The following is a 22,017-nucleotide window of genomic DNA, read 5'->3' on the forward strand; positions in this document are numbered from 1 at the left end:
AGCCTTGGTGAAATAATATTCTGTGATTTGGGGAACTGCCGTCTTAGATATCGAACTTAATACCCTGAGCCAGCGGCAAAGTTGTACTGTAATTGATGGTGTTGGTCTGTCTTCTCATATAATACTTCCAGACATCCGAACCTGATTCGCGGCCGCCACCGGTCTCTTTTTCGCCCCCGAAGGCACCGCCGATTTCCGCACCGGAAGTACCGATGTTTACATTGGCAATACCGCAGTCCGATCCTGCATGAGACAGGAACAGCTCAGCCTCACGAAGGTTTTGGGTCATGATCGCCGAACTCAGACCCTGTGGTACGTCGTTCTGCATCTCAATAGCCTCGTCCAGGTTTTCGTATTTCATGATATAAAGGATGGGGGCAAAGGTTTCGTGCTGCACGATTTCAAAGCTGTTTTCAACTTCAGCGATGCAGGGTTTCACATAACAGCTGGAGCTGTAGTCAGCGCCTTCCAGCACACCGCCTTCCACGATGAACTTTCCGCCTTCTTTTTTACACTTTTCAATAGAATCAAGGTACTGCGAAACTGCATCGGTATCGATCAGCGGACCTACATGGTTATTCTCATCCAGCGGATTTCCAATCTTAAGCTGTCCGTAGGCTTTCACCAACCGGTTTTTAACTTCATCATAAACAGACGAGTGAATAATAAGCCTTCTGGTAGAGGTACACCTCTGTCCGGCCGTTCCTACAGCACCGAATACCGCGCCGATGATGGACATATCCAGGTCTGCATGTTCTGAAATAATGATGGCATTGTTTCCGCCCAGTTCCAGGATTGATTTTCCGAAACGCTCAGCTACCTTTGTTCCTACCATTCTGCCTACACGTGTAGAACCTGTGAAGGAAACCAGCGCAGTTCTTTTGTCTGCCACCAGTTTCTCCCCGATGGTATGATCTCCAACGATCATTCCGGAAATGCCTTCAGGCATATCATTTTCCCTCAAAACCTCAGCAATGATATTCTGGCAGGCTATGGCGCAAAGCCCTACTTTTTCAGACGGTTTCCAAACGGTTACGTTACCGCAGATCCAGCTCAGGGCAGTATTCCAGCTCCACACAGCTACGGGAAAGTTGAAGGCCGAAATCACCCCTACAATTCCCAGCGGATGGTACTGTTCGTACATACGGTGCAGCGGTCTCTCGGAATGCATGGTAAATCCGTGAAGCTGACGGGAAAGACCTACCGCGAAATCGCAGATATCGATCATCTCCTGAACCTCTCCCAAGCCTTCCTGAAGGGATTTACCCATTTCATAGGACACGAGTTTACCCAGGTCGTCTTTTTTCTCTCTTAATTTATTACCGAACTGTCTTACAAGTTCTCCCCTTTTCGGCGCGGGCATTAACCGGAATTCCGGAAAGGCGGCTTTAGCGGCAGACATTACCGTTTCGTAATCTTCTGCAGAACCTGTTTTTATTTTGGCGATTAGCTGGCCGTCGGTAGGCGAATAACTTTCAATAACGTCTCCGTTGGAAAAGCTTTCCAATCCTGTGGAAACGCCTGTATTTTCATTTGAAATTCCTAAATTCTTCAAGGACTGCGCAATGCCGTAATCCTTTTCTGCTTTTACCATGTTTTCTGTTTTCATATGCGCTTAAAGGTACTAAGATTTGGTGAAACAGCAAAAAAGCGGATTCATAGTTTTGTCCCAAAGCACCATATTTTACACAGTGATTTAAATTAAACATTAAGATATCTCAGCAATTTATAGTCATCAATTATCAATGAAGCAATCCTTCTCCAGCGGAGGGACAGCGGTGACCAAAATAATTAAACAATAATTTAAATTTCTGTAACCTTTACGGGTTGCATAGCGTACATATACTTAGAGCCCGACGTTAAACGGGCGTTTATTGTACATGAGACAGTTAAAAATTACCAAGCAGGTTACCAACAGGGAAACCGCGTCACTGGACAAGTATCTTCAGGAAATCGGAAAAGTGGAACTGATTACCGCCGACGAAGAGGTTGATTTAGCACAAAAGATCCGCGCCGGCGACCGCGCCGCACTGGAAAAACTCATTAAAGCCAACCTTCGTTTCGTGGTATCTGTTTCCAAGCAGTACCAAAATCAGGGACTGTCCCTTCCCGACCTTATCAATGAAGGTAATTTGGGACTGATGAAGGCCGCCAAAAGGTACGATGAAACCAGAGGTTTTAAATTTATTTCGTACGCGGTATGGTGGATCAGACAGTCCATCCTGCAGGCGCTGGCAGAGCAGTCCAGGATTGTGAGGCTACCACTGAACAAGATTGGCTCCATCAACAAAATCAACAAGGCTTACGCTCACCTGGAGCAGGAAAACGAAAGACCTCCATCCCCGGAAGAACTGGCTGAAGTACTGGATATGAGCGAGGAAGACATCAAGGAATCCATGAAAAACAGCGGAAGACACCTTTCTATGGATGCACCGCTTGTAGAAGGTGAAGATTCCAACCTTTATGATGTACTGCGCTCCGGTGAATCACCAAGTCCCGACAAAGACCTGATGCTGGAATCCCTGCAGATTGAGATTGAAAGAGCCCTGCAAACACTTACCCCAAGGGAAGCAGACCTTGTACGTCTTTATTTTGGCCTGAACGGCAAACACCCGATGACTCTGGAAGAAATTGGCGAAACCTTCGACCTTACCAGAGAGAGAGTGCGTCAGATCAAGGAAAAAGCCATCAAGAGACTTAAGCACAATACCAGAAGTAAGATCCTGAAATCTTATCTGGGCAAATAACATAACCGATTATAGCTTCAAAGGAACCTCAAAAGGTTCCTTTTTTTATGTCAAACATTCTTCTTTACCAGGTCCTTACGTACTCTGCTCAGACTTTCAGGTGTAATCCCAAGATACGAGGCTACCATCCATTGAGGTACGCGCTGCATAAGATCCGGATACATCTTGATGAAATCGAGATAACGCTCCTGCGCGGTATCAGAAAGCAGGGAATTCACACGGTTCTGAAGGTTACGTATATGTTTTTGGAGCAGTAGGTCATTATTCGCAATGGTGCCGGGAAACTGAAGGTTCAGGTTGCGGAAAAAATCGGGTGTCAGCAGCAGTACCTTTGAATTCTCAACCGCTTCAATATAATAATTGGACTTTTCATTGAAGTAAAGTGAACTCCTGTCGGACATCAGCCATTTTTCGGGTGCAAACTGAATGATGTGTTCCTTTCCGTTCCGATCGGTGGAGAACATGCGCAGCAGTCCTTCTTCCACAAAATAAGTCGATTTGCAAACTTCACCCGCACTTAACAGCAGTTCCCCTTTCTGCAAATTTTTAACGGTATAATGTGAGCCACACATGGAAACATCAGCTACAGGAATTTCCAGTACTTCCGAAGATAATGTTCAATATTGTCCATGATGTAATTTTAACCAAATATAAGGAATTAACGCCATCCGCCGCCCAGCGCCTGATAAAGTTCAACCGCCGATCTTAGCTTCGTATATTGGGCATTGGCAATGTTCAGTTCTGCACTGAGGGCGTTTACGCTGGAGTTCAGTACCTCCAGATAATTAGCCATACCGTAGTTCACCAATTCCTGGGAATAGTCCACGGAATTACGGTAAGCGGCAACTTCCTTTTCTTTCAGTGCGATAAACTGATCCTGTGTTTCATACATCTTCAGGGCGTCTGAAACTTCCTTACCGGCATTCAGCAGCGTTTTCCGGAAGTTCAGATAGGCGATCTGTCTGTTATAAAGACTTACCTCGTAATTGGTGCGGATCTGCCTCTTGTTCAGGATGGGCTGCACCAAACTTCCCACAACGGTAGCGAAAATGGAATTTACGCTGAAAAACTTATCGAGCTCTATACTCTGCAGCCCAGTACTTCCGCTGATTCTTAAACTCGGATAAAACTGCGCTCGGGCAGCGTCTGTCAGTTCGTAGGCCTGAATCAGTCTTGCCTCTGCCTCCATAACATCGCCCCGATTCGAGAGCAGGTTAGCCGAATACCCGAGAGGGAAACTGGCAGGCATTTCCTGCTGACTGATAGTGGAGCGTGCAATACTTTGGGGAGCCTCACCCTTCAGTAAGCTGATGGTATTCTCCAGCATGGAAATCTGAACATCAATGTCCAGCAGAAGTGCCTGGGCATTATACACCAGTGCTTCACTTTGCTGCACCGCAACTTCGGTAAGGATACCGGATTCTTTAAGCGCCCGGGTAGTTTCCAGATTTTTATTGCGCAGGGTTATGGTCTCGTTAATGACCCTTTTTTGCTCATCAAAAGTCAGCAGCTGGTAATAGGCAGAGGCAATAGCCGCCACCAGGTCGGTTTTCACTTCACGGTGTGCAGCAACGGTTCCGAGGTAGGCCGCCCACTGTGCTTTCTGCTCTGCTTTCAGTTTCCCCCAGATATCTGCCTCCCACGAAATATCACCTTCAAGGCCCAGTACATTGATGTAGCGCCGGCTGCCGCCCACAATCCGGCCCAGTTGCGTATTCAGCGACTGGGTTTGGAAGGTGTAGTTTGGTCCCACAGACAAAGTAGGCTGATAGGCCGCCTTTCGCTGTTTCAGATAGGATTCGGCTACAGAGATATTCTGCAGCGCAATCCTGATGTCCAGGTTATTATCCAAACCTTTCTGGATATGGTTCTGCAGTACCGGATCGGTAAATATTTCACGCCAGGAAACTGTGGCGATGCTGGCACTGTCCCGCGGAATGCGGTCGGTGCGGAAAACATTTTCGTTCACACCCAAAACTTCGCGGTCATAGGGCTGCCTGGCCACGCATGAGGTGAGCACCCAAGCAGCTGAAAGGGTGAGAACTGTATATTTAATCTTAAAAATAGTTGTCATCAGTAAAATTTTAACGCTGTTAAGAAGGAGCAGGTGGCTATTCGCTCAAATTGACCTTCTCCTTTTTTATCGGAACTATCTTTTCGTGCAGTGCCTGAAAAATAACGTACAGCACAGGAATGGCCAGCAGGCCGAAGAAAGTACCGATCAGAAGTCCCATAGCTGCCCCTGTACCAATGGACCTATTACCCACAGAGCCAATTCCGCTTGCAAATACCAGCGGCAACATACCGAATATAAAGGCGAAGGACGTCATCAGTATAGGCCTCAGTCGGGCTTTCGCGGCATTGATTGCCGACATGGCAAGGGTTTCTCCGTGATGCCGGCGCTGCAGTGCAAATTCAACAATAAGAATTGCATTTTTGGCCAAAAGCCCGATCAGCATGATGATGGCAATCTGGAAATAGATATTGTTCTCCAGGCCAAAGACCCTTTGTCCGAAATAGGCACCGATTACACCCAGCGGCAGCGAGAGAATCACCGCAAACGGAAGTATATAACTCTCGTACTGCGCCGCAAGGATGAAGTACACGAAGATAAAACTCAGCAGGAAGATAATATAGGTTTGCGATCCGGCGTTCATTTCCTCCTTGGTAAGACCGGTGAATTCCACATCATAATCACCCGGAAGGTTGGCAGCTGTTTCCTGTACAGCCTTAATGGCATCACCTGTCGAAAATCCGGGGTTGGTGGATCCGCTGATACTCACCGAGGTAAAAAGGTTATAGCGTTCAATGGACTGCGGCCCGAAAGAACGTTCCAGCGTCAGGAACTGGGAAATAGGCGCCATGGCTCCTGAATTGGTCTTCACATAGAGTCCATTCAGGCTTTCCGGAGATTTCCTGTTGTCCGGCAGGGCCTGTATCATTACCCGGAACTGTTTTCCGTATTTGGTAAAGTCGGAGGAATAGATCCCGCCAATATAACCCTGCATCGTACTCAAGATATTGTTTACCGAAACTCCACTTTCCTTGGCACGCGGTACGTTGATGACCATTTCGTACTGAGGATAATTCGTATTGAAACTAGTAGATGCAAACTGAATTTCAGGTCGCTGCATCAGCGAACCTATAAATTCCTGGGTTACACTGTTGAGCTCGGTAAGTTCACCGCCTGATTTATCCAGCAGAACTGCCGAGAAACCGTCACTCTGCCCGAAACCTGGAACACTTGGCGGCGAAAAGAATACAATTTTCGCGTCCGGGTACTTTCCCGTGAGACCAAACAGTTTTTTGGTGATGGTTTCCACATCCTGACCGTCTTCCTTTCCTCTTTCATCAAATGGTTTCAGTCTTACGAAAGCCTGACCCACATTGGAACCCTGACCCGACATAAATCCACGGCTGGCAGTAAAGGTGACATTCTGTACCCCCGGAATCTTACGGGCTTCTTCCTGAAGGTCTTTCAGCACATTATAGGTTCGTTCCATGGATGAGCCCGGCGGCAGCTGAACATCGGTAAAGATAATCCCACGGTCTTCCTTCGGAATAAATCCTGTAGGCATGGTGGAATTGGCCCACCAGAAGGTTAAGGCACCCGCCGCAAAAATCAGCAGGGTAATCCACTTGTGCCGTAGCAGGTAAACAAACGAACGACCGTATTTATTAGTGACCGCACGGAAACCGATATTGAATTTGGCGAAGAATTTCTGGCCGAAATTCATCTCTGAATACGCTTTATGATGATGAGCAGACGGTTTCAGGAAAAGAGAACAAAGGACGGGACTTAAGGTAAGGGCATTCACCGCAGAGATCAGGATCGCAATGATCAGCGTAATACCGAACTGCTGATAGAAAACCCCCGTGGGTCCCTGCAGGAAGGTCACCGGAATAAATACCGCCGCCATAACAAGGGTAATAGAGATAATGGCCCCTGTGATTTCGTCCATGGCAGAGACCGTCGCTTTCTTGGCATCCGTAAAGCCCTGTTCCAGCTTGGCATGTACAGCTTCTACCACCACAATGGCATCATCTACCACAATACCAATTGCCAGAACAAGCGCGAAAAGAGTAAGCAGGTTCAGGGAATAACCAAGCAAATTCAGAAAAAATAATGTACCGATAATGGATACTGGTACCGCAATGGCGGGAATCAGCGTGGAACGGAAATCCTGAAGGAACAGGAACACCACCAGGAACACCAGGACGAACGCTTCGATTAAAGTTACAATCACTTTACTGATGGAGGCTTCCAGGAAGTCATTGGTATCAAAGTTAATGCTGTAGCCTATTCCCTCAGGAAGGGTCTTTTCGGTTTCTTCCAGTAAAGCTTTAATATCTTTGATGATATTCTGCGCGTTGGAACCCGGTGTCTGGAAAATACCCATACTTACCGAACGGCGCCCGTTATTTTCACCGATACCCCCGTAGGACAAAGCATCGAGTTTAATATCGGCCACATCTTTCAGCCGCAGATATTCACCGTTGCCAAGCGCGCGTACCACAATATTTTCATATTCTTCCACCTCGTCATGCTTTCCCTTGTATGTAATTACATACTGAAAGGAACTTCCGCTGTTCTCACCCAACTGTCCGGCTGCCGCTTCGCGCGACTGTTCGCTGATGACTTCCGAAACTTCGGAAGGCTCCAGACCATAAGCCGCCATTTTCGCGGGATCCAGCCAGATCCTCATGGAATAGGTTTTTCCGCCAAAAGCGGAAGCATCACCAACTCCATTCACCCTTTTAATGGCCGGAATAATGTTGATGTTCATATAGTTCTGAAGCCAAACTTCATCAAGATCCGGATTCGACGTATAAAAGGAAAGGAACATCAGGGCACTCGTCTGCTGCTTATTTACCTGAACTCCGGACCGCGTCACCTCCGAGGGCAGCAAAGGAAGCGCACGCTGAACCTGGTTTTGCACGTTCACCGCGGCGATATCGGGGTTAATTCCCTGCTTAAAAAACACCTGGATAGAAGCTGAACCGTTATTACCGGCCGAGGACGAAATATAATCCATGCCTTCCACCCCGTTCACCTGCTCTTCTATCGGAATAATCACACTGTTCATCACCGTTTGCGCATTGGCACCCGTGTAATTGGCCGAAATCCGGACCGTAGGCGGCGCGATATCCGGATACTGAGTCACCGGCAGGGCCACCAGACCCAGGATACCCAGGATGACGATCAGAATCGATATAACCGTTGAAAGTACCGGTCTGTTTATAAATTTTTTAATCATACCAGTTGCTTAGAATATGGGCTTTATCGCATTTACAATATCATCAAACTTCACCGGCGTAGGCTTTACAGGTGTTCCCGATTTAAGACCGCCTGTGCCTTCTGCCACCACGGTCTCGCCTTTTTTGGCACCGCTTTTAATGATCACCATATTTCCGGCGCGGTCGGTCACATCGATGACAGCGGATTTCGCTGTATCCTTTTCCACCTTATAAACATACACCAGACCCTGCTGCTCATAAGTGGCGCTTTCAGGAACCACCAATACACCGTCATACATACGCGGAACACGTATGGTACCGCTGTTGCCATTGCTCAGCAGTTTATCCGGGTTAGGCAGCGATACACGGAACTGTATGCTTCCGGTGGACGGATCAATGGCTCCGGTTACGGCTTCAATGCGACCTTTTTCTTTATAGACGTCGCCATTGGCAAGTACCAGCTCCACCATGGGCATGTTTTTGAGTTTTTCCGCCAGCGTTGACCCATAGGAATTCTTAAGAAAATCAAGATATTCCCTTTCGTTCATGGAGAAATAAGCATAGAGGCCGCTTGTATCCGACACGGTGGAGATGGGCATGGGATCGGAAGGCCCCACCAGGCTTCCGTTCCTCATATTGATTTTCCCCAGTACACCCGAGATGGGTGAACGGATCACGGAATAGTTAATATTTTCCCTCACGCCCTGATAGGTAGCCTGCGCCTGCGAAACACCCGCGCCTGCCTGCTGTTTAGCAGCAACAGCCTGCTGAAGCTGGGCTTGTGCCCTGGCCAGATTGGCCTGCGCGGTCTGCAGCTGTACGGAACTGATAATATTCTTCTCCACCAGCGGACGAAGCTTGTCCACCTCTACTTTTGCGGCGTTTACACCTGCCTGTGCAGCTGTCACACTCGCCTCAGCGGCGGCAACATTGGAACGCGCCGCGCCGATTCCGGCATTAGCAGCCGCGGCAGTCTGACTTAAGGAATAGGTCTCGAGGCGGAAGAGGGGCTGACCCTTGGTCACATATTGACCTTCATCCACCAGAACCTGGGTGATGTATCCCTGGATCTTGGCCCTGACCTCATTGTTCACCCTACCCTGTATAGAGGCCGGATATTCCGAATAGGCGGTTACATTACGCGTCTCTACCTGCACGGTGTTAACGGCCTTGGGTCCCTGTGGCGGTTTGTCGTCGGTTTTCTTGCACGCAGTCACAGCCAGAGCGGCCAGACTGAAAAGTATAATCTTATTCTGCATCTTATAGTTTGCTTAGTGAATTCTTGATATTGTTGATGTTGGTAGTCATCAGTTCCTTGTACACCCTGTATTTTTCGTCGGTCTCGCCGCGGAACTCCTGAATACTGTCCAGGATTTCAAGCTCCTTACTCAGGCGCTCAATAATCTGGGTGTAGCGCATTTTCAGGAAGTTGTCGTTCACCACAAAATAGCGCTTTCTTTCGTTGATTTTATTGAAATCCTGAATAAGCTGCATCGTGAGGAGGATACTGATATTGGAGGACACCGAACTTTTGCTGGCACAGAAAATTTCAACGAACTCATCAAAACTGATTCCCTTCTTTTCGAAGTCGAAAAGCAGGTAGGCATAAATCTTGGCCGCAAGAGGCGGAAGATGAAAGGTTTCGCTGTAAAAGGTGACCAGATCCTGAAAAATATGCTGGTCAATCTTCAGTGTTTTAGGCATCAGCTCGGGCTTATCCCACAAAATTACTAAATGGTTCGGTAAAAAACGAACTAAATGAAGGGTATAGATGAAATCAGTTGCAAGGTGAGTTGTGAATGTTGAATTATGAATTTTAAGGTCTTGAGGGTTTGAGTATTTGAGTAATTGAGTATTTGAATAATTGAGTATTTGAGTATTTGAGTATTTGGTTGCTGGCTAATTTAATTATCTGTCGCAAGGAATAGTAAAGCACTCCTCCACTCCAAACCACCAACTTCCAGTCACCAATCACCAACCACCAATCACCAGCCACCAACCACCATCCTCGACCTTAGCCTTGGCCTTAGCCTCAACCTCACTCTTAGCCTCAAAAAAATACCGGAAATATTTTGCAGGTTATAGGAAGAAGTCTATATTTGCACCACTGAAAACAGAAGACCAAAAACTGGAGAAATGGCAGAGTGGTCGATTGCGGCAGTCTTGAAAACTGTTGACTGTAACAGGTCCGGGGGTTCGAATCCCTCTTTCTCCGCAAAGAAAAACCGAAACGCAAGTTTCGGTTTTTTTTATTTTTGGGCAATGTCAAAATTTGATCATAATGATATATTGAATTTTTTTATCATCCGTACAAAGCGACGCTTCCGCCGAACCATTCAATGCAAAGATCCAAAATTTCAGAATCCAGTTACGAGGAGTAAAAGGCAAGTCTTTCTTCATCTAAATACTCACCACGCTTTCTGCCTAATTCCCCCGTTTTGTTCCAGATCCTATAAAACCCTTTCTTGATCATTTTCTTAAGTCACAACTAACTGTATCTACTTCTCCCCCGTTGGTATGCCGATGTTAACCTGACGGGTGCAGAGTCAATATACGGCAACTAAGTACTGATCAGTTTCCTGCAACCTTGCAGAAAAACGCGCACAGAAAATTTGTAATTAAGTTTGTATTCACAAAACACAAATGATGAAAAACAGCATTTTAGGCGCTATCGCAGGAGACATTATCGGGTCGGTGTATGAGTTCAATAATCACCGCTCCAAAGATTTTCCGCTATTTAATGACAGAGCTAAATTTACGGATGACTCAGTGATGACTCTTGCGGTCGCCGATGCACTGACTAACGGCCGGGACATGGCTGCCACATTAAAGGACTACGGCCGCAAATACCCCAACCGCGGATATGGCGGCAGGTTCTACCATTGGCTCGTCTCCCCGAAAAATGAGGCTTACAACAGTTTCGGAAATGGTTCGGCTATGCGTGCCAGTGCAGCAGGATTTATGGCGGGTTCCGTAACGCAGGCAAGCCTCCTGGGACGTATGTCTGCTGAAGTGACCCACAATCATCCGGAAGGCATAAAGGGCGCGAAGGCAGTTTCAGTTGCTGTATTTATGGCTAAAGCCGGCCACTCCAAAGAGGAGATACGTAATGTGGTTACTGAACTTTATGATTATGACCTGAATTTCACCTGCGATCATATCCGTTACAGTTATAAGTTTAATGAGACGTGCCAGGAGACGGTTCCTCAGGCACTGGTAGCATTTCTGGACTCCGTCAGTTATGAAGACACCATACGGAACGCGATCTCAATTGGTGGGGACAGTGATACGATAGCCTGTATTGCCGGCGGCATCGCATCTGCATACTACGGTGGCGTACCTTCACAGATCCGGCATTATGCATTATCCAAACTCACTCCCGAACTTGTACATAAGGTGATTGAATTCGAAAATTTCAGATGATTGTATGGGGACGTTTAAGTATCTTTCGGGTACTAAACATGCCCGAAGTGAATATTCATCTTATATCTTCACCCGACGTACACCCCGATTTAATGCTTGCGCTAAAGGATTTGCTCCACGACAGCGGGTCCTTTTTCCAAATTCATCTGCCGCGCCTGCGTTGGCAGTATGGCGATTTAATGAGCATTAACCAACACCGGTTCCATGGCGGATTTCGGTTCCGGATCGAATCCGAATATCAACTTGAGCAGTACGATCCAGCGCGCGGATATCCGCTCAGCTGGCGGGAACTCTTTTATCTCTGCGAAAAGAGCCGTACCAATCTGAAACTTCCAAAGGACGATTTTATCATCGTTGTCACCAACCGACGCAACTCACTCAACTGGTTCAGTGCATTTTCTGCAGATGGAGAACGGAATGCCTTTGTGCAGGCCTCGGATTGGGATGTCTTCCTGGACAGTTCGCCGGAATATCCGGTTGCTTATGAGATTGTAGCTAATGTACTGCGAATTCTTATGAAGTTTGATCTTCACCTCCCGGTGGAGCAAAACTTCCACCTTACCGCTTTAGGATGCGTGAACGACTTCTGTGCAAACAAGAACGATATCCTCCTGAAACTGCGAACGGCCGACATTTGTCCGGAATGCATTGCACGGCTGACCGCAAATGGTGTTCCTGAGAAGTTGATTTCCGATGTGCTGAATTTCTTCGAAAAAATTAGGATGCAGATGAAGTTTTCACAGGGTTTTCTCGGTGCTGTTCAGCCTAAAGCAGTTCACATTTCTGGCAAAGGAAAAATCAGTATTGGAGGCGCAGATTTGAAACTGACTCCGCTGGAGGCTACCTTATTCATATTTTTCCTTCAGCATCCAGCTGGACTCAGAATTGCTGAACTTTCAGACCATGAGGAAGAACTTTTCTCCATTTATCAACGTCTGAAATCCAATGCCGATCCCAAGAACATCCGCGACCTCGTTACCAAAATTGACGGCACATACAGCTATAATAAGTCGCGATTGTCCAAAAAAATAAAACTTTTGCTGGGAGAGCCACTCGCGCAGCACTACCTTATAAGCGGTAATCCCGGTGAAACTTATAAAATTCCACTGAACAGAAACCTTGTTACCTCCGATTTTACGTCAAACAGCACCCCAAAGCCGGGATTTAAGTTTTGGTAAAAATGAAATAATAAGTTATAAGTACCTGTTGTGAGGGCTAATATTCACCAGGTTTAAAGATTTCTATTAAGATTATTTTGTCAAAATCCTGTATGGCCTTGCTTACAAAATGTCGCCAGCGTCAGCCGTAAAGTCTCATACCCAAAAACGTGCACACTGCGGTCCCATAGATTAAAATTCGTTTCCCAACTTTTTTAGCCTTATAATTAGCTACTGCCCTGAAGCACTTTTTCTGTTGTGATGAAGCAGCGAGGCTTTTATTCGGACGAAACAAAAATTAAATATTGAATATAAAATGTCTAAAAAAGATCTGATAAAAAGATTAAAATGGTATTATCCAATGGAAATGATTCACGCATTTATCACATTTCCAATTATGGTGGTCTGGCTGATTTTTAACAAACCGCTTCAGGAGATCGTGTTCATTCTCTATGGACTGGCGCTCTGCATTTTCATCCTGTATCAGGGCCAACATTACTGGAAGCTGAAACTTTATACGCTCACGGGTAGGTCATTTGACAGAACTAAGAATCTGACTTTCTTCCGAAAGTCAAAAAAGATTAATCTTGTGATGATTGCTCTGGTGCCGCTGGTATTGATGCTACAACTGTATCTTAATGACTGGTCATATAACGGTAATTTAATCTGGTGGGCTGTTCTCGCGAATGTATTCGGCATGCTGGAGCATATTAATTATTATCACACGCAACTGATGGTAGATAACACGTCAGATATTAATTACCTTATCAGAAACAGAAAGTTAAAAACGGCGAGTTTGGCCAAAGACCTGTTGGAGAACGAAATATAAGATATCGTTTTTCATCCTGCGGTTAATTTCCGTAATTTAGTCCTTAAAAATAGAACTTATGAAAAATCCGGTACCTGTTTTTGAAAGTGAATCAGAAAAAGAAATCATAACGGTGAAAGCGCTGCTGGAAGATGCCGGTATAGCCGTTACCGATTCAGGTGCAGATCATCCAAAGGAAGATAATGGCCTTGCTAGCCTTTTCGTAGATCTTCCTGACGAAGCCAGGGCGTTTAAAATCATCGATGCCTGGCTTCAGGAAAATGAAAGCGAATAAATAATCATCATCGCCTCTTTCCTTTTTTATTTGTTTCTTTTTACTTTTTACTTTTATATTGGCTCTTACTCCCACCCTCCGAAAAGCAAATCCAGACGATGTTCCAATAATCTGGGACATCCTGAGCGGCGCTATACAACTGCGAAAAGAACAGGGCTCGGCGCAGTGGCAGGACGGCTATCCTAACCTGCAAACCGTAGAAAACGATATTGCGCAGGACCAGGGTTATGTTTATGATTCCGGCGACGAACTCATTGGATATCTAGCCATTATTCTAAACACTGAACCGGCCTACGATGAAATTGAGGGCCAGTGGCATAGCGATGGTGATTTCTATGTAGTTCACCGCCTGGCGGTAGCCCGTGAGACGGCCGGAACCGGCGTGGCAACTTCCATTCTGAAAGAGGTTGAGCATCTTGCGCTTAAAAACAAAATTTTCAGCATACGCGCCGATACCAATTATGATAACGCAGCCATGCTGAAAATCTTTAATAATCTGGATTACGTGTACTGTGGCGAAGTGTACTTCCGCGGCAGCGCACGCAAAGCTTTTGAGAAATTATTGCGATAACTATTTCTCACGCTCAATCGTATTGATTTCGCGCAGTTTTTCCACTATCCGTGAAACCGCCTCAGGCTTGGCCACCTTCACCGGAACCGTCACCTTGGTCATGTCCCATTTTATCACCATATCCAGCGCATGATCATCAACAGGGTTAAGTTCAATCTCAAACCATTCCTGCTTTTCAGTCATTTTCTGAACCGGCACGGATACCTCCGATACATTCAGTTTTTCATCGTATTCATAGGCGCCCCACTGTTGGGCATCTTTATTTAAAATGATTTTCCATTCCTTGTCGGTTGGGTTTATAAACAGACCGTAGGTTCCGGCAGGTACGGTTTTTCCGCCAAAATTTACAGCCTGTGCGAAAGTTACCTTGGTAGCACCGTTGGCACCGGCTCGCCATACCTTTCCGTAAGGCACAAGTTCGCCTAAAACTTTACGTCCTCTAACGCCGGGCCTGCCATAATCCACTGTAATTTTTGATGTTGAAAACTGCTGCTCAACTGTCTGTCTCGGACTTTTTGCCGGTAGGCTGTACTGCGCCGCCGCCGAAAGGGAGACCACAAGAAATGCGCTTACTAATAGTTTCTTCATGATATATTTTTTTTAAAGATAGAAAATTTCGCAGGAAAGGAGAAGTACATTCAGCCGGAGCTTTTTTCTACAACTTTGCCAAAGTTCCAAACTTTGGCAAAGTTATTCACAGATCAGTCTATCAATCCACTTGGCAATTTTTCAACCCTATCCTCATCCGCACTAATTTTTACAGCCCGTTCAGAAGTATTGGCCACAACCGGTGGCTGAATTGGCCAGGAAGATAGATTCTGCGATGCACGCAACTTTGCCAAAGTTCCGAACTTTGGCAAAGCTATATTTCGTAATTATTTTCGAAACGATGGAGATATTTAAAATTGTCAACTGTTTCAAATAATGTCAGAACTTCATCTGTCTGCACTGCTGTCTTTGAGTCTGAGACGATTCTCCTGTAGGACGAAAATCGATACTCTTCAATGTTTTCACCAATATTGACAGGATTTCTGTGAATATATACTATAGCTTTTCGAAGGTAATCCTCAGAAGTGATACGCTTTCTTTTGAAAGGCCTTTCGAATATACTACCGTGCCGATTGTGGTACTTGTTAAAAGCCTGCGTGTAACTACTGATCAGCTTAGCAAGCTGTTTACTTGCCATTGACTTCTCTGCATGGAGACCCTGCTCAACTTTGCCAAAGTTTGGAACTTTGGCAAAGTTGTCTTCAAGCCCTTCCTTTATCCTTATCATCAAATGAAAATGGTTGGGCATGAGGCAATAAGCATAGAGCTCAGCTACGGGTAAAAGATATAATGACACTTTCCGGAGAAAGAAAAGCCTGTTATCATCATTTAAAAATACCTTTTCACCATTAATGCCGCGATTGAATATATGATAGAAGAATCCAGGTTCCAGATTGTCTGATCTAATGTCCATGTCTTCCTTTCAATTAGAGTCAACTTTGCCAAAGTTTGAAACTTTGGCAAAGTTATTTTGGTTAATAAGCTTGGTAACTGATATAGTGGTCAGCGACCTTAAAATTAACATTTACCCGGGAATTAAAGTTAAATACACTGACTTATGATTATCAGCTAATGTTTCAACTAAAAATTTGGTAACAAAAAGGTACGATAAATATTTAACCAATCTACAAACATTAAAAGCGTCAGGCAACACCTGAATTATAATTATACAAACAAGTATTGTAAGAGAATTTTAATCAGTTTTCTCTAGCTCATTATTTTGCCAACATTTCAACCAAAAAACGCGCCCTCCCGGACGCGTCTTCACTTATAAAAAATTGGATTTTACATCTTCTCCATCTTAAAACTCATGCTTTCAATAACCTTCAGAATAGCCTCAACGGTATCCATGGAGGTCAGACACGGCACACCGTTCTCCACCGAGGTGCGGCGGATCTGGAAGCCGTCGCGCTCCGACTGCTTGCCTTTAGTCATGGTGTTTACAATGTACTGAACCTTGCCGGTCTGGATCAGGTCAATAAGGTTAATCTCAGGATTTTCCTCGATCTTGTAACCGATCTTGGCACGGACGCCGCGCTCTTCAAAGTAGTTGGCTGTTCCTTCGGTGGCCCAGATCTTAAAGCCGATTTCCTGGAACCGTCGGGCCACTTCGCAGGCTTCTTCTTTATGCTTATCTGCAACGGTGAAAAGAATCGCGCCGTGCAGCGGCATCTTGCGGCCGGAACCGATAAGGCCTTTGTAAAGAGCTTTTTCCAGCGTGGTGTCCTTGCCCATCACTTCACCAGTGGATTTCATCTCAGGTCCCAGGGAAATGTCCACCTTGGTCAGTTTGGAGAAGGAGAATACCGGAACTTTTACATAAACACCGTCCTTCACCGGTGCCAGACCGGATTCAAATCCTAAATCCTTCAGTTTCTGACCCAGGATCACCTTGGTAGCCAGATTGGCCATTGGGATTTCTGTAATCTTTGAAAGGAAAGGTACCGTTCTACTCGACCTTGGGTTTACCTCAATCACGAACACTTCGCCATCGGCCAGAACAAACTGGATATTCATCAGACCTATGACGTTAAGACCGCGCGCCAGTCTTTCGGTATAATCCACCAGCGTGTCAATCTGCTGCTCGGTGATATTCTGCGGCGGGTACACCGCGATGGAGTCACCGGAGTGAACACCAGCCCTCTCAATATGTTCCATAATCCCCGGAATAACTACCGTTTCACCATCGGAAATGGCATCTACTTCAACTTCCTTACCGGTAAGGTAACGGTCGATGAGAATCGGATGCTCAGAGTTTTCTTTAACGGCGTTGGTCATGTAATAGTCCAGTTCCTTTTCATCGTATACGATTTCCATGGCGCGGCCACCCAGTACATAACTTGGTCTTACCAAAACCGGGAAACCTATTTCGTTGGCAATCACGAGTGCTTCCTCTTTTGTGAAGCAGGTCTTACCCATAGGTTGCGGAATGCCGAGTTCCTGCAGGGCCGCTTCAAATTTGTTACGGTTTTCGGCGCGGTCCAGGTCTTCAAGCGTAGTGCCGAGAATCTGAACACCGTGTGCCGCTAACTTATCGGCCAGGTTGATGGCGGTCTGTCCGCCAAACTGTACCACAACGCCTTCAGGTTTTTCCAGTTCGATGATGTTCATCACATCTTCTTCGGTAAGCGGTTCAAAGTAAAGTTTGTCGCTAATGGAGAAATCTGTGGATACGGTTTCCGGATTATTATTGATAATGATGGCCTCGTAACCCATTTCCTTGATTGCCCAAACGGAATGCACGGTCGCGTAATCAAACTCCACACCCTGCCCGATACGGATAGGACCAGAACCCAGGACAATTACTTTCTTCCGGTCGGAAGGAATGCTTTCATTCTCTTCTTCATAGGTACCGTAAAAGTAAGGGGTGGCACTTTCAAACTCAGCGGCACAGGTGTCCACCATTTTGTATACCGGCATTACGGCGTTGTCGCGTCTGAAATCGAAGACAGTTTTCTGGTGGGATTCCCAAAGGTGCGCAATGTGTAGGTCCGAGAAGCCTGATTTCTTGGCTTCAAGCAGCACATCTTTATTAAATTTATTCTCTGTGATGGTTTTTTCGAAGTCAATGAGTTTCTTGATCTTCCAGATAAAGAACTTGTCGATCTTGCTCCACTCCACAATCTGTTCCCAGTCGTAACCTCTTCTTAAGGCATCACCGATGATGAAAAGACGCTCGTCATCACAAACGCGGATCCTTCTTTCAATTTCCTCGTCAGTCAGCGCTTCTGCCTGCTTGGATTTGAGGCCAATATGTCTCAGACCTGTTTCCAGTGAACGGATGGCTTTCTGCAGGGATTCCTCAAAGTTCCTGCCGATGGCCATTACCTCACCCGTGGCTTTCATTTGAGTGGAGAGACGGCGGTCGGCCGTTTCAAATTTATCGAACGGAAATCTTGGGAACTTGGTTACTACATAATCTAAAGCCGGCTCGAAACAAGCGTAGGTTTTTCCTGTAACGGGATTCATGATCTCATCCAGGGTAAGTCCTACGGCAATCTTGGCTGCGATCTTGGCAATCGGATAACCGGTAGCCTTACTCGCCAGGGCTGATGAACGCGACACACGAGGGTTCACCTCAATGATATAATAGTCGAATGAATGCGGATCCAAAGCCAGCTGTACGTTACAGCCGCCTTCAATGCCCAGCGCACGGATGATCTTCAGGGAGGAATTCCGGAGCATCTGGTACTCACGGTCCGAAAGCGTCTGCGAAGGTGCTACAACAATGGAATCTCCGGTGTGAACACCTACCGGATCTATGTTCTCCATATTACAGACCACGATGGCGTTATCATTTTTGTCGCGCATCACTTCGTATTCAATTTCCTTGAAACCCGCGATAGATTTTTCAATCAGACACTGGGTTACAGGTGAATATTTAAGTCCAAAACCGGCGATTTCCTTAAGTTCATCGTCATTGTGTGCTATACCACCACCGGTTCCGCCCATGGTAAAGGCAGGCCTCACGATCACAGGATAACCGATATTATGCGCAAATTCCAGAGCACCGCGCACAGTATTTACAATGTCTGATTCCGGCACCGGCTCGTTCAGTTCTCGCATAAGCTCGCGGAAAAGGTCACGGTCTTCGGCCTGATTGATTGCTGAAAGTTTGGTACCCAGGACTTCCACTTTACATTCTTCCAGGATGCCGGATTTCTCCAGTTCCACCGCCATGTTCAGACCAGTCTGACCGCCCAGTGTAGGCAGCAGCGCGTCCGGTCTTTCCTTTCGGATAATGTGGCTCACAAAAGGCAGTGAGATAGGCTCAATATAGACTTTGTCGGCAATTTCAACATCCGTCATAATGGTTGCGGGGTTGGAATTGATCAGGATGACTTTATAGCCTTCTTCCCTGAGGGCCAGACAGGCCTGGGTTCCGGCATAATCAAACTCGGCCGCCTGCCCTATTATTATGGGGCCGGAGCCGATAACGAGGATCGTTTTAATATCGTTTCTTTTCATTTCTTTTTAGATTCAAGATTTCAGATGTTAGATGTCAGATGTCAGATTCAAGAGCTAAGAGCCAAGAACCAAGAGCCAAGATTCAAGACTTTAATTGAAGGTTATTTTTGAAGGAATAAATCATTTTTTGAATTGCTGATAAATCTTCCAAAAGTTCATTTGCTGTTTCTACGTTGAGTAATTCGAGTTCTTTGGCCAAAATGATTTGGGTCTGGAGCTCAAAGGCAGAGCCTAATGAAATTGAGAGGAAATGATTGAACTCCCTGTTGCTGTTTCTACCCGAGCCTTCCGCAATATTTGAAGGGATTGAGATGGCAGCACGTTTCATTTGAGAAATCAAACCAAATCTTTCATCTGATGAAATATTCTGGGAGATTAAATAAATCTTTTTTGCAAAGCCAATAGACTTTTGCCAAAAAACCAATTTCTCAAAATTATGCATAATCTTGATTCCTGGTTCTTGGCTCTTGGTTCTTAAAGACATGCATCAACTCAAGGAACTCATCAAACAGATAATTGGCATCTTCCGGGCCGGGGCTGGCTTCGGGGTGGTACTGTACCGAGAAGCAGGGGTGGATCTTGTGTTTCAAACCTTCGTTGGTTCTGTCATTCAGGGCGATGTGGGTTTCTTCCAAATCAGTATTTTTCAGGGATTCCTGATCTACAGCGTAGCCGTGGTTCTGGGAGGTAATGGCCACTTTGTTTTTCTGAAGGTCCAGTACAGGGTGGTTTCCGCCGCGGTGACCGAATTTCAGTTTGAAGGTTTTGGCACCACAGGCCAGCGCAATAAGCTGATGACCCAGACAAATCCCGAAAATCGGCACTTTACCCAGCAGTCCGTTGATCAGTTCTGAAGCACCTTTCACATCTTCCGGGTCGCCGGGACCGTTGGAAAGCATGACCCCGTCCGGGTTCATAAGCAGGATTTCTTCGGCAGTTACGTCCTGGGACACTACGGTTACATCGCAGTCACGCTGCGTAAGTTCGCGCAGGATGCCCAACTTTGAACCGAAGTCTACCAGTACCACTTTCAATCCGCGGCCGGGACTTGCGTAGGCGGTCTTGGTAGAAACGCTGGCCACCTGATCTGTTGGGAAAGTGGTGTTTTTAAGGCTTTCAATTACCGTCTGGTCATCGGCATCAGCGCTCACAATCTTACCTTTAAGCACCCCTTTGCTTCTTAGGATGCGGGTAAGACGTCGCGTATCGATACCACTGATTCCCGACAGGTTTTTCTTAGCAAAAAGCTCGTCCAGGGTAAGCTGGTTACGGAAGTTGGACGGAAGGTCACAAAGTTCCTTTACGATGAGACCTTTGATGGCTGGCTCTATACTTTCGTAGTCGTCGCGGTTGATACCGTAGTTTCCGATAAGCGGATAGGTCATACATACGATCTGGCCGCAGTAGGACGGATCGGAAATCAGTTCCTGATAGCCGGTCATTCCGGTGTTGAAGACTACCTCGCCGGCCGTTTCCAGGTCAGCCCCGAAACCGGTTCCGTGAAACACCTCCCCTGATTCTAATATCAATTTCTTTTTCATTTTTATTTAGATGTGAGATTTCAGACTTCAGATTTCAGACTGAAAAACTCTTATTACTGCTTATTTTAAACCTTCATATCAGACTGCTGACATCCGACATCTCAAAACTGACATCTGAAATCTGAGATCTGAAATCTGATTTCTATTTAAACTTAAACCCTTTCTCTTCCAACGCTTCCTTCAGGATGGCCATGCGCGCATACACGCCGTTTTCCATTTGTTTGAAAATCCGCGAACGCTCACTTTCCACAAGTTCATCGGCGATTTCAACTCCGCGGTTGATAGGCGCAGGATGCATGATGATGGCACCCTCGTTCATGGTTTTTACACGTTCAGTGGTAAGGCCGAATTTCCTGTGGTAGGATTCCAGGGAGATCTTCATCTTCTCGCCGTGTCTTTCGTGCTGTATGCGCAGCAGCATCAGGACATCCACTTCTTTTACAAGATCATCTATAGACAGGTAGGTTCCGTTGATGATGGTTCCCTCGTCAAACCACTTCTCGGGTCCGGAGAAATAAACTTTGGCACCGAGTTTACGCAGCGCCTCAGCATTTGAGTTGGCCACGCGGCTGTGTTTTACATCGCCCACGATACCTACTTTCAGACCTTTGAACTTTCCGAACTCCTGGTGGATGGTCATCAGGTCCAGGATGGTTTGCGTAGGATGATTCCCGCTTCCGTCGCCACCGTTTATAACCGTCAGCTTCACATTTTTCAGCTCTTCGTAATACTTGTCTTTCCCATGGCGGATCACAGCCAGGTTAACACCCAGACTTTCCAAAGTTCGTACCGTATCGTACAGGGATTCGCCTTTGTTCACGGAACTGGAGGTTACATCAAAAGGTACCACATGCAGTCCCAGCCTGCGCTGCGCGATATCAAAACTCGTTTTTGTACGGGTACTGTCTTCAAAAAATAGATTGGAGACATAAATCTCATCCACCGCCTTCAGTGTTTTGCCGGCAGCAAATTCTTCCGCGGTTTTCAGTAAAGAATTGATCTTTTCTACCGTTAAGTCTGTGGTTGTAAGCATGGTTTTGTAAGTTAAGGTCAAAAAAAAACGAAGCCCAAAGGACTTCGTTAAATAAAATAAATATGGTAGTTACCGGCATCGCTGCCTTTGTGTAAATCGTCTAATGGAAATATTCTTTTCATTAGCTGCAAAGATAGGAATATTTTTAGGAACTGCAAATTCATCAGGTAAAATGACCAATAATCGAT

The 22,017-nt window shown here is 46.1% G+C and carries 18 protein-coding genes and 1 tRNA gene; 7 read left to right on the top strand and 12 right to left on the bottom strand.

The features are described 5' to 3' along the window. Positions 1-43: 43 nt before the first annotated feature. Positions 44-1,594, bottom strand: coding sequence for an aldehyde dehydrogenase family protein (locus F7R58_RS08305; RefSeq protein ID WP_158064466.1), 1,551 nt, complete (start codon positions 1,592-1,594; stop codon positions 44-46). A gap of 286 nt (positions 1,595-1,880) precedes the next feature. Between F7R58_RS08305 and F7R58_RS08310 the strand changes: the two genes are divergently transcribed. After that, positions 1,881-2,747 carry an RNA polymerase sigma factor RpoD/SigA gene (locus tag F7R58_RS08310; protein WP_158064467.1) on the top strand — a complete coding sequence of 289 codons (867 nt, stop codon included), beginning with the start codon at positions 1,881-1,883 and terminating at the stop codon, positions 2,745-2,747. A 50-nt stretch (positions 2,748-2,797) separates the two neighbouring features. Here the strand turns inward: F7R58_RS08310 and F7R58_RS08315 are convergent, their stop codons facing one another. From F7R58_RS08315 to F7R58_RS08335, 5 genes are all read right to left on the bottom strand, one after another. Further along, entirely contained in the window at positions 2,798-3,289 is a 492-nt protein-coding gene (locus tag F7R58_RS08315; RefSeq protein ID WP_229723796.1) for a Crp/Fnr family transcriptional regulator, read from the bottom strand. Between the two features lie 116 nt (positions 3,290-3,405). Next, positions 3,406-4,812: an efflux transporter outer membrane subunit gene (locus tag F7R58_RS08320; protein ID WP_410493619.1), complete on the bottom strand. Its 1,407-nt coding sequence runs from the start codon at positions 4,810-4,812 to the stop codon at positions 3,406-3,408. 46 nt (positions 4,813-4,858) lie between these two features. Continuing rightward, positions 4,859-8,005, bottom strand: a complete 3,147-nt coding sequence (locus F7R58_RS08325; RefSeq protein ID WP_158064470.1) for an efflux RND transporter permease subunit — start codon at positions 8,003-8,005, stop codon at positions 4,859-4,861. A 9-nt stretch (positions 8,006-8,014) separates the two neighbouring features. Then, entirely contained in the window at positions 8,015-9,244 is a 1,230-nt protein-coding gene (locus F7R58_RS08330; protein WP_158064471.1) for an efflux RND transporter periplasmic adaptor subunit, read from the bottom strand. 1 nt (position 9,245) lies between these two features. Then, positions 9,246-9,689, bottom strand: coding sequence for a transcriptional regulator (locus tag F7R58_RS08335; RefSeq protein ID WP_158064472.1), 444 nt, complete (start codon positions 9,687-9,689; stop codon positions 9,246-9,248). 426 nt (positions 9,690-10,115) lie between these two features. On the opposite strand from F7R58_RS08335, the gene F7R58_RS08340 reads away from it, so the two are divergent. The 6 genes from F7R58_RS08340 (at position 10,116) to F7R58_RS08365 (ending at position 14,239) form a co-directional block, all read left to right on the top strand. After that, positions 10,116-10,200, top strand: a tRNA-Ser gene (locus F7R58_RS08340). 428 nt (positions 10,201-10,628) lie between these two features. Next, entirely contained in the window at positions 10,629-11,408 is a 780-nt protein-coding gene (locus F7R58_RS08345) for an ADP-ribosylglycohydrolase family protein (RefSeq protein ID WP_229723797.1), read from the top strand. A gap of 38 nt (positions 11,409-11,446) precedes the next feature. Beyond that, the gene (locus tag F7R58_RS08350; protein ID WP_158064473.1) at positions 11,447-12,586 is read left to right on the top strand and encodes a hypothetical protein; all 1,140 of its coding nucleotides are present in this window, start codon (positions 11,447-11,449) and stop codon (positions 12,584-12,586) included. 295 nt (positions 12,587-12,881) lie between these two features. Further along, the gene (locus F7R58_RS08355) at positions 12,882-13,394 is read left to right on the top strand and encodes a hypothetical protein (protein WP_158064474.1); all 513 of its coding nucleotides are present in this window, start codon (positions 12,882-12,884) and stop codon (positions 13,392-13,394) included. A gap of 58 nt (positions 13,395-13,452) precedes the next feature. Continuing rightward, positions 13,453-13,668, top strand: coding sequence for a hypothetical protein (locus F7R58_RS08360; protein WP_158064475.1), 216 nt, complete (start codon positions 13,453-13,455; stop codon positions 13,666-13,668). 58 nt (positions 13,669-13,726) lie between these two features. After that, positions 13,727-14,239, top strand: a complete 513-nt coding sequence (locus F7R58_RS08365; protein ID WP_158064476.1) for a GNAT family N-acetyltransferase — start codon at positions 13,727-13,729, stop codon at positions 14,237-14,239. Here the strand turns inward: F7R58_RS08365 and F7R58_RS08370 are convergent, their stop codons facing one another. The 6 genes from F7R58_RS08370 to F7R58_RS08395 all read right to left on the bottom strand — a co-directional run bounded on the left by F7R58_RS08370 (position 14,240) and on the right by F7R58_RS08395 (position 21,829). Continuing rightward, positions 14,240-14,827 carry a DUF2911 domain-containing protein gene (locus F7R58_RS08370; RefSeq protein WP_158064477.1) on the bottom strand — a complete coding sequence of 196 codons (588 nt, stop codon included), beginning with the start codon at positions 14,825-14,827 and terminating at the stop codon, positions 14,240-14,242. A gap of 274 nt (positions 14,828-15,101) precedes the next feature. After that, positions 15,102-15,701 carry a hypothetical protein gene (locus F7R58_RS08375; protein ID WP_158064478.1) on the bottom strand — a complete coding sequence of 200 codons (600 nt, stop codon included), beginning with the start codon at positions 15,699-15,701 and terminating at the stop codon, positions 15,102-15,104. 371 nt (positions 15,702-16,072) lie between these two features. Then, complete coding sequence (gene carB / locus F7R58_RS08380; protein WP_158064479.1) at positions 16,073-19,255, bottom strand: carbamoyl-phosphate synthase large subunit; 3,183 nt, start codon at positions 19,253-19,255, stop codon at positions 16,073-16,075. Positions 19,256-19,337: 82 nt separating this feature from the next. Beyond that, entirely contained in the window at positions 19,338-19,697 is a 360-nt protein-coding gene (locus tag F7R58_RS08385) for a four helix bundle protein (protein WP_158064480.1), read from the bottom strand. Then, positions 19,690-20,796 (bottom strand): carbamoyl phosphate synthase small subunit, encoded by a 1,107-nt coding sequence (locus F7R58_RS08390; protein WP_158064481.1) that lies wholly within the window; start codon positions 20,794-20,796, stop codon positions 19,690-19,692. Before F7R58_RS08390 ends, F7R58_RS08385 begins: the two co-directional genes overlap by 8 nt. 142 nt (positions 20,797-20,938) lie before the next feature. Beyond that, entirely contained in the window at positions 20,939-21,829 is an 891-nt protein-coding gene (locus F7R58_RS08395; protein ID WP_158064482.1) for an aspartate carbamoyltransferase catalytic subunit, read from the bottom strand. Positions 21,830-22,017 lie beyond the last annotated feature (188 nt).

The sequence above is a fragment of the Chryseobacterium sp. genome, assembly GCF_008831505.1.
Lineage (GTDB): Bacteria > Bacteroidota > Bacteroidia > Flavobacteriales > Weeksellaceae > Marnyiella.